The sequence below is a fragment of the Frankia sp. CcCS3 genome (assembly GCF_977927575.1).
This window is the reverse complement of sequence record NZ_CDWRCL010000116.1, coordinates 1-12,116: the sequence shown is the minus strand read 5'-3', so window position 1 is coordinate 12,116 and position 12,116 is coordinate 1. Positions and strand designations below refer to the sequence as shown.

The 12,116-nt window shown below is 71.3% G+C and carries 11 protein-coding genes; 6 read left to right on the top strand and 5 right to left on the bottom strand.

Translation table 11 applies throughout. The annotated features are described in order from the left end of the window. Window positions 1-1,253 (bottom strand): AfsR/SARP family transcriptional regulator (locus AC08OQ_RS11885; RefSeq protein ID WP_476612042.1); only part of this gene is annotated, 1,253 nt, incomplete at its 3' end. Between the two features lie 529 nt (window positions 1,254-1,782). Here AC08OQ_RS11885 and AC08OQ_RS11880 point away from each other — a divergent pair. Next, window positions 1,783-2,526 carry a hypothetical protein gene (locus tag AC08OQ_RS11880; protein WP_476605246.1) on the top strand — a complete coding sequence of 248 codons (744 nt, stop codon included), beginning with the start codon at window positions 1,783-1,785 and terminating at the stop codon, window positions 2,524-2,526. A gap of 65 nt (window positions 2,527-2,591) precedes the next feature. Next, window positions 2,592-3,242 carry an SAV_6107 family HEPN domain-containing protein gene (locus AC08OQ_RS11875; protein ID WP_476600992.1) on the top strand — a complete coding sequence of 217 codons (651 nt, stop codon included), beginning with the start codon at window positions 2,592-2,594 and terminating at the stop codon, window positions 3,240-3,242. A gap of 76 nt (window positions 3,243-3,318) precedes the next feature. Here the strand turns inward: AC08OQ_RS11875 and AC08OQ_RS11870 are convergent, their stop codons facing one another. Continuing rightward, window positions 3,319-3,561 carry a hypothetical protein gene (locus AC08OQ_RS11870; protein ID WP_476600993.1) on the bottom strand — a complete coding sequence of 81 codons (243 nt, stop codon included), beginning with the start codon at window positions 3,559-3,561 and terminating at the stop codon, window positions 3,319-3,321. Here AC08OQ_RS11870 and AC08OQ_RS11865 point away from each other — a divergent pair. After that, on the top strand, window positions 3,560-4,441 hold the full coding sequence (locus AC08OQ_RS11865) for a methyltransferase domain-containing protein (protein WP_476600995.1): 882 nt from the start codon (window positions 3,560-3,562) through the stop codon (window positions 4,439-4,441). The two genes, AC08OQ_RS11870 and AC08OQ_RS11865, sit on opposite strands and share 2 nt — an antisense overlap. An 88-nt stretch (window positions 4,442-4,529) precedes the next feature. Further along, window positions 4,530-4,940 carry a DUF3040 domain-containing protein gene (locus tag AC08OQ_RS11860; RefSeq protein ID WP_462203442.1) on the top strand — a complete coding sequence of 137 codons (411 nt, stop codon included), beginning with the start codon at window positions 4,530-4,532 and terminating at the stop codon, window positions 4,938-4,940. Here AC08OQ_RS11860 and AC08OQ_RS11855 read toward each other — a convergent pair. From AC08OQ_RS11855 to AC08OQ_RS11845, 3 genes are read right to left on the bottom strand one after another with little or no spacing between them, the layout of a single operon-like run. After that, on the bottom strand, window positions 4,888-7,464 hold the full coding sequence (locus AC08OQ_RS11855) for a transglutaminaseTgpA domain-containing protein (RefSeq protein ID WP_476600997.1): 2,577 nt from the start codon (window positions 7,462-7,464) through the stop codon (window positions 4,888-4,890). The genes AC08OQ_RS11860 and AC08OQ_RS11855 overlap by 53 nt on opposite strands. After that, entirely contained in the window at window positions 7,461-8,828 is a 1,368-nt protein-coding gene (locus tag AC08OQ_RS11850; protein ID WP_476600998.1) for a DUF58 domain-containing protein, read from the bottom strand. The genes AC08OQ_RS11855 and AC08OQ_RS11850 overlap by 4 nt, the downstream gene beginning before the upstream one ends. A gap of 23 nt (window positions 8,829-8,851) precedes the next feature. Next, the gene (locus AC08OQ_RS11845) at window positions 8,852-9,880 is read right to left on the bottom strand and encodes an AAA family ATPase (RefSeq protein ID WP_462203445.1); all 1,029 of its coding nucleotides are present in this window, start codon (window positions 9,878-9,880) and stop codon (window positions 8,852-8,854) included. Between the two features lie 457 nt (window positions 9,881-10,337). On the opposite strand from AC08OQ_RS11845, the gene mraZ reads away from it, so the two are divergent. After that, the gene (gene mraZ, locus AC08OQ_RS11840) at window positions 10,338-10,769 is read left to right on the top strand and encodes a division/cell wall cluster transcriptional repressor MraZ (RefSeq protein ID WP_476601000.1); all 432 of its coding nucleotides are present in this window, start codon (window positions 10,338-10,340) and stop codon (window positions 10,767-10,769) included. A 223-nt stretch (window positions 10,770-10,992) separates the two neighbouring features. Further along, the gene (gene rsmH, locus AC08OQ_RS11835; RefSeq protein ID WP_476601002.1) at window positions 10,993-11,979 is read left to right on the top strand and encodes a 16S rRNA (cytosine(1402)-N(4))-methyltransferase RsmH; all 987 of its coding nucleotides are present in this window, start codon (window positions 10,993-10,995) and stop codon (window positions 11,977-11,979) included. The last annotated feature ends 137 nt before the right edge of the window (window positions 11,980-12,116 follow it).

Here is a 12,116-nt window from a genome sequence, read left to right as displayed (position 1 = left end):
AGATCCAGATCCAGCTTGCGCCCGGCGATCTGGATCGCCAGCGGTAGGTAGCCGCACAGACCGACGATGTCGCGCGCGGCCTCGGGTTCGGCGTCGACCCGCTGCGTGCTGACCACCTTGGCCAGCAGCTCCACCGCGTCACTGGGCAGCAGGACGTCCACCATCCAGTACGGGGCGTTCAGGCCGTGCAGCCGCGACCGACTCGTGATGATGACCGCGCAGCCCGGGCCGGTCGGCATCAGCGGCCGGATCTGCGCCTCGCCCCCCGCGTTGTCGAGGATGATCAGAACCTTGCGGGTCACGAGCAGCTCCCGGTACATCTCGCCGAGATCGTCGGGGTCGGCCGGTACCGCGGAGCGGCTGACCCCGAGCGTCTGGATGAACCGGGACAGCACCCGGGCCGGGTCCAGTGGGGTGCTGTTGCCCCGCAGGTCCACGTACAGCGTGTCGGTGAACCCCGTGCGGACGCGATGCGCGACGTGCACGGCCAAGGCGGTCTTGCCGGCGCCGGCCTTACCCGCGAACGCCGCCACCACGGTTCCCCATGACAGCCCGACCGGATCGGTCAGCATGGCGTGCACCTGGGCCTGGATCGTGTCGCGCCCGGTGTATTCGCGGATGTCCGGGGGCAGCTGGTATCCCCCCTGGCTCGTGGGCGCCACGGAGACCGGCCGGTCGAGCGAGCGGGGCGGGGTCCAGGCCAGGCTGGACGTGCCGCGCAGCACGTCCTCCTGCAGCTGCTGCAACATCGCGGAGTCCAGCCCCAGGTCGTGCAGTGCCTCCAGGCCCTCTTGGCAGGCCCGGGCCGCGTCCTCGATCCGACCGTCCCGATAGAAGGCGAGAACCAGCTCCCGGCGCAGCCCGTCGTCGTGGGGGTGCCGTGTCACCAGCACGCGCAGATCCCCGATGACCTCGCGATGACGACCCAGGGAGAGGTCGGCGGCGATCCGGGTCTTGACGACGTCGAGCTGGAGTTCGTCGAGGGCGTCCACGTAGGCCCGGGTGAACGGGTAGTCGATCAGGTCGACCAGCGGCGGTCCCCGCCAGAGGGCCTGGGCCTCCTGCAGCGGGGCGATCGCGCTCACCGGGTCACCGTCGTCCACCGCGCGCCGGCCCTGTTCCAGCAGCCGACGGGCCTGTTCGGAGTCGATCTGCTCCGGGCGTACGTCGAGGACGTACCCGGTCCCCTTGCGCAACAGCACCTCGGGCCCGGTCTCCAGCCGCCGCCGCAGCTCGCTGACATGGGTGCGCAATGTGGCCAGCGCCTTCTCCGGCGGTGGATCCCCCCCAGATCACCTCCAGCAGCCGGTGACCGGGCACCACCTGACCGGCTTCCAGCAGCAACGCGGCCATCAGCACCTTGCGCTGGGTGCCGCCTAGCACGATGGGTGCCCCCCGGCGGTGATCTCCAACGGGCCGAGGATGGCGAACTGCAGGTTGTCGCGGTCGGGCATCTGGTCCTCTCGTATGACCCCCGGTGATGTCTGTTTACCGCAGCGTGCGCCGGGAGGGGACATGGCGGCAACCACCGATCTGGAACGACCCCTGTCGTTTCCGCGTCAGGCCTGCCCGGTGCCCGGTGCCCGGTGCCCGGTGCCCGGTGCCCGGTGCCCGGTGCCCGGTGCCCGGTGCGACGCGGGTAGCGGTCCGGCTCCGTGGGGCGTCGCGTGACCCGATCGCGGAATCCGGCTGTTTCGATCAACACATTCTCAATGGTTCTGGTGATTGTGCGTGCAGTGGGCGTTGATCGCTCGGAGGTGCACTGAGCCCACGAAACCGAGGGTGGCAGGCGGCCGGGAGACGGCCGGCGAGGCGGAGGGGGTTGGGAGCATGGCGATCACGGTGCCCAGGAGCCTGGCGAGGCGGCCCGCGTCGGCAGCGGGCCCGGGTCCGGGCCCGGCGGCCGGGGCGGGCTTTCTCCCGCGGCGGGCCGGCGGACTGCCGCACGAGCTGGTCTTCCGGATCGAGTCGGTGTCCCGGCACGCCTCGGTCCGGCACGTGCACATAGAGACCGGCGAGGGCGCGGTGCTGGCCGACTGGTGGTCGCGGGGCCGGGTCGAGCTGATGGCGGCCGGCCGGCCGTTCGTGCTGGAGACCGATCTCGATGGTTCCGGGATCCGTCTGGTCGAACCCATGGGACGGGTGCCCCTGGCCGCCTTCGAGCCAGGCCGCCACGGGGGCCGGGTGCGCCTGTCGGACGGTGCCACGCTGCGCTGGCTCACGCCGACCCGCGGCGAGTTCGCCAGCGGGCTCGTGGGTCACCGCGACGTGAACATCATCCGGTTTGCGCTGGACGGAACGGCGCTTGTCGTGGCCAATCCGGATGCGCTCGACCCGGGGGTCACCCGGGTGGCCCGGACGCCGGGTGCGGGTTCGGGACATGTCTGTCGGGGGAAAGTCGCGGACCCGCGGCTGGGATGGGTTCCCGACGTGGTAGCTCTGCTCGTCCTCGGCTGGTTTCTTCGGGTGGTCGAGTCCGAGGTCGTCGGATCTTCTCGATCGCGTGTTCGATACCTAGGTGCTTGACGGGCGGCGTCGGAGAGGGTTCACTACTTTGTGATCGAACCTATGTTCGAGATCTGGGAGGTGTCGTGACCACCGTGACCAGTCGGCCGATCAGTGGCTCGATCAGTGGCTCGGACCCGGCGGGAGGAGCGGCCCGCAGTAAGGGCGCGTTCGGCGGCCATGGTGGATCCACCGGGCCGCGCGGTGCGTCCACCGAGCCGGTTGGACGGACCCTGGTGTCGGCGGCGGGGCTGCCCCGCCGCTTCCGTGACGATCTGTTGGTCGCCGCCCGGCGTGGTCTCGGTGAGGCCGAGTACGCCCAGACGACCGGGGATCGCTACGCCCTCGCCCATCTCGCGGCGCTGCGGGCGGCGGCCGCCGCCCTGGCGGACCGGGCCCGGCCCCGTCCCGGTCGTCGCGGTCGGCCCGTGAGTGCCTGGTGCCTGCTTGTCCGGGTGGCCCCCGAGCTCGCGGAGTGGGCGGAGTTCTTCGCGGCGGGGGCCGCCCGGCGATCGGCGGCCGAGGCCGGGCTGAAGGTGGTGACCAGGCGGGAGGCCGACGATCTGATCCATCAGGTCGATCTGTTCATCGGGGTTGTCGAGGGCGTGCTGGGCCTGCCGTCCCAACCAGTGATCGCCGGCACCGGTCCGGTCGGGCGTGGGGAGGTCGCGATGGTCACGCCGCCGAGCCGACCACGGTCAGCCTGCCCTCGGCCCGGCGACGCCCCGGGCGGGTGACGAGCGGTTGCGTTTACGGTGATCATCAGTCACTATCGGTTACCCCCCGAGGGGCGGTGGCTGGCGGAGCAGGAGATCATCGATGGTCCTCACCGGTTCTGGGCATCGGCACCGCGGCGCGCATCGGGCCGTGCCGTCCGCCGTTGCGCGTCGCAACAGCTGGGTACTGCGGGTCGTAGGGCTGTCGGCTGGCGGGCTGGTCGTCGGGGTTGTCATAGGTCTCACCGTGGGTCAGTGACGCGCCCGGTCCTCCGGCGTGGGCGAGCGGGCTGATGGCGGCGATGCCGACGATGCCGGCCTGAGGAGGCACGACGCGCATGACCAGCCATGTCACCGGCGCGGATCTGCGGCAGGCTGCGATCTGGCACGGCCTGCGGACGGTCCTGCCCGGATCGGCAGCGGGGGTTCCGGCCTGGTCGGTGGCCCCGACGGCCGCGACCATCCCGCCGATCATCGTTGCCGCGGGCGGTGGGAGTGGTAGCTTCGCTGTCCCCCTGGCGGTCGAGGGCTACCTGGTGATCGTCGTGGACCCGTCGCCGGACGCCCTGGCAGCGTTGCGCCGTCGCGCCGACGAACGGGGCGTCGCCGACCGGGTCACGGCCGAGCAGGGCGACCTGACCGGCATCGTCGGCACCGAGACCGCCGATTTGTTGCTGTGCCACTCCGTCCTCGACGTCGTTGACGATCCCGGGGCCGCGCTGGCGGGGGCCCTGCGGGTGCTGCGCCCGGGAGGCGTCCTCAGCCTCGTCGTCGCGGGCCGGGCTGCCACAGTGCTCGCCCGTGCCCTGGCGGGTCGCTTCGAGCAGGCGCAGGCCGTGCTGACCGGCCAGGGCACCGGGGCGCCCCGGGCGGCCGCCGGGTTCACCACCGCCGAGATCGTCGCGCTGGTGGACGGGGCTGGCGCGGACGTCGTCGACGTCCACGGGGTGCGCGTGTTCGCCGACCTGGTCCCCGGGGCACTGGTCGACTCCGATGCCTTCACCGCGCAGCGGCTGCTACGCCTGGAACTGGCCGCGGCCGCCCGGGAGCCGTTCCGTGACCTCGCGGCACAGCTGCATGTGCTTGCCCGCCGTCGTGCCGCTGGTACCGCTTGTGAAACCGGCACCGCCGGTTCCCGTGATCGTGGATTTCCCGGTATGAAAGACCCCAGTTCGGGCACGGACCAGGTGACGGGAATCGCTCGGTTCCAACCAGCATGACAGGTTGCCTACCGCACCCGCCCGCACATGCCTATCCTTGGTTATCAGGTTCCGTCCGCCGGGCCTACAGGTCGTGGGAGGAGCGTCGATGCCGCTCTCGGAGAACGAGCAGCGCCTGCTGGAGCAGATCGAGCGCGCTCTCGTACAGGACGATCCGAAGTTTGCCAGTACCGTCCGTTCGACGGACCCCCGTACCTACCTGCTGCGCCGGGTGCGCCGCAGCGCGGTCGTCTTCGTCCTCGGTCTGGCCGTCCTGGTCGTCGGCGTGGTGCTCAACCAGGTACCGCTGACGGTGATCCTCGGCATCCTCGGTTTCCTCATGATGTTGTTCGCCGCGCTGCGCGGTGCGGCGGGCCTGCGCCGGATCAGCGGCCGTGACACCGGTCACCGGCGGCCGGGCGGTGTGCAGGGGGGATCGAAGCCGAAGCCGCGGGCTAGGGCTCCGTTCATGGAACGGGTCGAGGAGCGGTGGCGGCGGCGCTGGGAGGACCGTCCCTGACCGGGTCCGGCCAGTCCTGATTGTCATCATTGTCATCGTTCTGAATCGTGGCGGGCGTGGCGGGTGCGGCGGGTGCGTCGTCCCCGCCGCCTCCCTGTCCCGTCCTCGACCGTCCGCGCGCCGAGGTCGGCGCGTCGCGTCGGAGAACCGATGCCGGGGCGATCCGCGCCAACATCCGCCTGGCCCGCGGTGCCAGCACCCACAGCGTGGTGGTGGCCAGGACGACATCCTCGCCGAGGTCTGCGACGGACGGCGGCGCGGCCATCTCCGGTGGCGCGTAGCGGGCCCGCTCCTCCGCGGAGGCCAGCCGGGCGAGTGCCGCGCGGGCCTGCGGGTAGGTCGTGGGGGGCCCGCCGTCCCCGGATTGCCACGCAGACGGTTCCGGGCGGGACCCCGGGGCCTGTGCGGTGGTCGGCTCGGCGTCCAGGTAGGCGGTCAGCCGGGCCACCCCGGCCCGCGGCGAGTCGCTCGGCCGGATCATGATTCCCAGATCCGCGGCGACGTCCAGCAGTTCTGCCCAGGCGTCGTGGACCCGTTCCACCGTCGCCCCAGACGGGTCTGAAGGATCGTCTTCGGCCGGGCGCAGCCGGACCCGCCTCCGCTGGATCCGGGTGATCGCCGGAACGGCCAGCAGGCCCAGGACGGGCAGGGCACCGCACAGCCAGATCACCCAGGAGGGAATCCCGGTGGAGGTCGATGCGCCATCACCTGACCGCGGGGCGTCCACCGCGGTCGGATCGTCGCCGGGAGCCGGCGTGGAGGTATCCGGCACGGGCACCGGCTCGGGCGCTGCCTGCAGTTCGGTCTGATCCTGATCTTCCGGCAGGGCGGCCTCATTGTCGGGGTCCTCGGGCCCGGCGGGGGCGTAGGACGGCGCCGAGGTGGCTCCGTCGCTGCGGCGGGTCGGCTCGAAGCTGATCCAGCCGATCGACGGGAACCAGACCTCAGGCCAGGCATGCGCCTGCCGGTTGGTGATGACGTAGCTGCCGTCACTCTGCCGCTCCCCGGGGACGAAGCCGATCGCGACCCGGGCGGGTAGGCCCAGTATCCGCACCATGACCGTCATGGCCGAGGCGAACTGCTCGCAGTAGCCGCGGTGGGTGTCGAACAGGAACTGGCTGAGCGCGCCCTCCTGCGTGGTGGGGGCGCCCTGGAGGTCGTAGGTGAACTGCGGCCCCCGCAGGTATTCCTGGATCGCGTACACCTTTTCATAGGGGGTGCGCGCATCCGCGGTCACGGCCTTGGTGAGCTGGCGCAGCTGGGGATCGAGATTGTCAGGGAGCGCGGTCGCGATGTCGAGCGAGTCCGGGATCGGCCCGGTCGCGGCCTGAAGTTGCGCGCTCGTGGGATTCGGCACCACCGCGTCCACCTGGTAGTGCGCGTTCGCCGTCGAGGTCCGGGTCGAGAAGATCGTGCCTGTCGGGCTCGCCAGCCGCCAGTCGCCGGTCAGCCCCTCGATCCGGGTTGGGATGCCCGGAACTGGCAGATACAGCTCGTTGAACCGCCCGGTGACGGCCACTTCCGCACGCACCGACTGGGTGGTGCCGCCCGTCCGTGGTTTCGGTAGTCCCTCGCTGACCCGGTTCTCCCGGGTGGCGTTCAACGCCCGCAGGGTGAACAGCTGGCCGTCGAAGTTCTCCAGCGCCGTCAGTCGCAGATACTCCGGCTTGTCGAAGCGCACCCGAAGCAGGGGCACCTCCGTGCTGGCGTGCAGCTGCTGGCTCACCGAGACGATCGGCTGCACGACGCTGGCTGAACTCGGACCGTCCCCGGCGCCGGATCCACCCTTGCGCGACACTAGTCCCTCGCCGTCAAGGGACGGCAGGCCCAACGGCACCGCGATCGCAGCGACCAGCGCGGTGACGGCGACCCCGAGCGCGCCCACGGCGAGGCGACCGCCGAACATCTCGACGCCGGCCCTCCGCTGGTCGGAGACGGTCCGGCCCCATCGCCCGTACGCCAACCGCCCGTCGAGCAGGAGCAGGGCGATGAAGCTCACCGCGCCGAGTAGGAAGGGCACCGTGCCGACGCCCCCGGGCAGAATCGCCGCCGACACCGCATACAGCGCCAGCAGCGGAAGGCCGCCGAGCGTCGGGTGGTCGAACTTCACCACGATCAGATCGACGATCATGACCAGGAGGTAGACGCCGATCACCGTGAGGACCACCAGGCCCGGCCGATCGGGCACCGGCGCGGCCAGCCGTGAGATGTCGGAGCCGCCGGCGGAGATGAGCGTGCGCAGCGTCTTGACCGTGGTGGCGGTCGGCAGGAAGCCCAGCAACGCCGTCGACCGCGCGGACAGCACGGTGACGGTGCCGATGAGGCCGACCAGACTGAGCAGGATCCCGGCCGCCGCCGGCAGCAGGAGCAGGCGGCTCGCCACCCCCGTCCCCACGGCCACGGCCGTGGCGACGAGTACCGGCCCGAACCACCAGAGGACACCCTCGAACAGACGGGTCAGCGCGCTGGTGGACAGCAGACAGACGACGGTGACGATCACTGTGGGCACCGGGCGGGCGTTCACGGCACCGACCGTCCGCCGATGTGGAGACCGCCGCTGTGCCCCGTTGCCCCGGTGAGTCCCACGGTCCCGGCACGTCCGGAGACTCCGGCGGCACTCGAAGCACCGACGCCGCCCGTGCCCCGGGCCCGGGCGGCGACCCGCGGCCACATCGCCGCGAGGCTGGTGCCCGCCGCCGCGACAAGGACCGCCCAGCCAGCGCGGGTGAGCACCGCGTGCGTCGTTCCGAGGTCGGCGGCGATCTTCGGGGCCGCCGCGGCGGTGCTCCAGCTGGCCACGTCGACGAGCACCGCGATCGCCGGGGCGCTGCGGGGCCGCAGCCCGGCCAGCGCGGCGGCAGTGGGCGCATCGGTGTGGCCGAGGACGGCGATAAACATGCCGCCGTGATCGGCCTGCCTGCGGCCGGCCGCGAGCGCTGGGTGCAGGGACTCGGTGGGGGCGGGCGTCAGCGTTGAAAGCTCGTCGAGGAGCCCGCCGACGGTACCCCCCGCGGCGATGGCCGCCAGCCCCTGATCGGCCAGCAGTCGGACCCGGTACCCGCCCCGGACGAGGTGGACGCCGATCGCCCCGACCGCGCTCACCGCCCACTCGAACGATGCTGAGGGGCCTCTGTCGGGCCACGCCCGGGCCCGGGTGTCGATCAGGATAGTCGCCCCGCCCGTCTGCGGGTGCTCCTCGCGCCGGACCATCAGCTCGCCGCGGCGGGCGGTTGTCTTCCAATGCACCTTGCGCAGGTCGTCGCCGGACCGGTACGGACGGGTCGTCGTCTCGTTCTCACCCGCGAGCCCGGTCGGGCGGCGCAGCTGGGTGCTGACACGCGCGGCACCGATCGGGCGGGCCGACGGCAGCCGCTCGATCGGGGGGGCCACGACCAGCTCGTCCAGGCTGCGGAAACTGCGCGACAGTTCGCACAGCCCGAACGGGTCACCGAGGCGGATCGCCATCGGTCCGATCTGGTAGCGACCGCGCATCCCCGCGTGCAGGACATAGGACAGGTCCCGGCTGCCACCGGGCTCGATCCGGCCGAGTACGAACCGGACCCCGCCGCCCAGCCCGTCCGCGGCGGCGTCCTCCACCAGGAGCACCGACGACGGCGACCGGCTGACGTTTTCCAGTCTGATCCGGACCGAGACCCGGTCCCCGGCGGTCACCCGGCTCGGTTCGAGCCGGCGGGTGCAGGCGAGCCGGTAGCGGGTCCGGCAGACGAAGGCCGCCGCGAGCACGGGGAGGAGAATGAGGAGCAGGCCGATCCGCAGCAGGTCCTGCTCGCCGAGCACGGCCGCGGACGCCGCGCAGGCGATGCCGGCGGCGACGAACGACCGGCCGCGGATCGTCAGGCCACGCAGCGCCGCGACAAAGTCGCGCACCCGGAGGTTCCACACACGGAGCTCTAACGGCCGTGCCGGGTTGGGCGTGCCGTACCGGGACGAAGGATCGGAATCCGGCGCAGGACGTCGGTCAGGATGCGGGCGGCGACCTCGATCGTCGGCTCTCCGGAGAGCATGATCTCGGGCTGCAGCAGTAGGCGGTGCGCCATGACCGGGACAGCCATCTCCTGAACGTCGTCGGGGAGGACGAAACCGCGCTGGTCCAGGGCCGCGCGGGCTCGGGCAGCACGGATGAGATGCAGCGCCGCCCGGGGGGACGCGCCGAGCGCGATCTCAGGATGCGTGCGGGTCCCGCCGACCAGGTCGACGATGTAGTGGCGCGCTTCGGGCGAGACGTGCACCGTGCGGACGAGTGCGATCAGCTTGGCGATCTCGGCGGCGTCGGTGACCGGGGTGATGCCGGCCAGCGGGTTGGCGTTGCCGTGGCTGTCGAGCATCTCCAGCTCGGCCGCGGGGGAGGGGTAGCCCATCGAGATCCGGGCGGTGAAACGGTCGCGCTGGGCCTCCGGCAACGCCCGGGTGCCCTCCATCTCCACCGGGTTCTGGGTCGCGATCACCATGAAGGGCGACTCGAGCCGGTAGGTGACGCCGTCGACCGTGACCTGGTGTTCTTCCATGCATTCGAGGAGCGCCGACTGCGCCTTCGGCTCGGCGCGGTTGATCTCGTCGCCGACGACGATGTTGGCGAACACCGGACCGGGACGGAACTCGAAGTCACGGGTGCCCTGGTTGTAGACGCTGACCCCGGTGACGTCGCTGGGGAGCAGGTCCGGAGTGAACTGGATGCGGCGTACCCGGGCGTCGATGGACCGTGCGAGGGCCTTGGCGAGCATGGTCTTGCCGACCCCGGGGACGTCCTCGATCAGCAGATGGCCCTCGGACAGCAGCACGACCAGGGCCGCCGTGATCGCCTCGGACTTGCCGTCGATGACCGTCTCGATGCTGGCCCGCACCCGGTTGGTGACATCGGCGAGATGGCCGATGTCGGTCACCGGGTCACGCCAGTGCAGAAGACCAGGGTCGGTCACCACGAGTTTGGCCCCCCTCCGGGTGTCGAGTGTCGGGATGCGTCGCGCGTCGGGATGCGCGAACCCGGCCCCGGTGGGACCTGTCCCCCCCCGAGTGTGACATCCACCGCGGGCGTGCAGGCCGTGGTGGTCGAGGAAACATGCCTCGAACCGGAGCCCGACAGGAGATGAGGGGTAGGTGTCTGTATCTGATCGGCCTCGCCGGGACGGCGGGTGAGACCGAATGTTCCTTCATCCACCAGAGTCATTTGTACTGATTTTTTGCGACTTCTACCACCTTCTTCTTAGGTAGCGCGGGCGACCCCCAATGGAGGGGGTTCGGTGGGGTGGTACGGGGTGTTGAGGGGGTGTCGGGTGGGGGAGTGGGGTAGAGTGGCGCGCAGTGGGGGACAGCAGCTTACGGGTGACCGTCGCGGGGTGACCTGTCGTTGTCTTCCTCGCGGTGGCGAGGAGGTTGCTGGTGTTTCTCGGCAGCCACGCGCCGCGGCTCGACGACAAAGGGCGGCTGACGCTGCCCGCGAAATTCCGTGACGAGTGGGAGGGGGGTCTTGTGATCACCAAGGGGCAGGAACGCTGCCTGTACGTCTTTCCGATGGCGGAGTTCACCCGGATCAGCGAGTCCCTCCGCACTGTTCCGGTTACCGCAAAGGCATTGCGTGACTACAGTCGGGTGTTTTTCTCCTCGGCCGCGGACGACGTGCCGGACCGGCAGGGGCGGATCACGATTCCGGCTCCGCTGCGGTCCTACGCGGGCTTGATGCGCGACTGCGTGGTCAATGGGGCCAACACTCGGATTGAGATCTGGGATGCCCAGCGGTGGCAGACCTACCTGGAAAGCCAGGAGGAGAGCTTCGCCGAGCTGTCCGAGGAGGTCCTGCCCGGAGTGATCTGAGCTGCCCCGGGTTCATGGATCCGGGTGCTCCGCGGGCTCGCCACGCGCACCGTCCCTTCCGGCTGTCCCTTCCCCGGCGGCCGGCATCCGGGACGTACGCGAGGGCGGTTGACCTCGGTCACCCGACCCGGGCCCGCCGCCCGGTGGCTTTCGCCGATGAAGCCCCCATGCCCGTCAGTACATCTGAAGACGAGGTCCACGAGCGGTCGAGGGAGGCTCAGCACTGAACGCCACACATACGCCTGTGCTGACCGACCGTGTACTGACTTTGTTGGCCCCCGCCCTGCGGGTATCCGGAGCGATCGTGGTGGACGCGACGGTGAGTCTCGGTGGGCATGCCGCGGCTGTGCTCACGGCCTTCCCGCACGTACGGCTGGTGGGGCTCGACCGCGACCCCGACGCCTTGGAGCGCAGCGGCGAGCGGCTGCACGGGCTCGCCCCCGGCCGGGTGGAGCTTGTCCACGCCGTCTACGACGAGGCGGCCGAGATCCTGGACCGGCTCGGTCATCCGGTGGTGCAGGGCGTCCTGTTCGACCTCGGCGTGTCGTCGTTGCAGCTGGACACGGACGACCGTGGGTTCGCCTACTCCCGGGACGCGCCGCTGGACATGCGGATGGACCAGACGCGGGGCAGGACGGCCGCCGACATCCTCAACACCTACGATGCCGACGCGCTGACCCACATCCTGCGGGAATACGGCGAGGAGCGATTCGCCCGCCGCATCGCCGGTGCGATCGTCCAGGCCAGGGCCGTCGCCCCGTTCGTCGCCTCGGCGCGGCTCGCCGACCTGGTACGCGACGCCATCCCGGCGCCGGCCCGGCGGACCGGCGGCAATCCGGCGAAACGTACCTTCCAAGCGTTACGTATCGAGGTCAACGCCGAGCTCGACGTGCTCGCCCGGGCGTTGCCCGCGGCCTTCGACGCGCTGGCCGTGTCCGGCCGGCTCGTCGTCCTATCGTACCACTCGCTCGAGGACCGGCTGGTCAAGCGGCAACTGCGCGGCTATGCGGAGGCCTTGGTCCCGCCGGGCCTGCCGGTGGTGCCCGAGGGCGCGGGCCCCAGGCTGCGCTGGTTGACCCGAGGTGCGGAACCGGCGAGCGAGACCGAGAAGGCCGAGAACCCGCGGGCGGCCTCCGTCCGTCTGCGTGCCGTCGAACGTACCGCGCCGAACCCGGACCACACCCGGAAACCGACCGGAGGCGCATCGTGACCGCTCCCGCGCAGCCGCTCTCCCGCGCCGGGCGTTCCGCCCCCGGGCGGACCGGCTCCGGGCGGCCCGACTCCAGGCAAAGGGGCGGTGGGCGGACGACAAGCGCCCCGACCTCCTCGACGGGGCGGCCCGCGGCC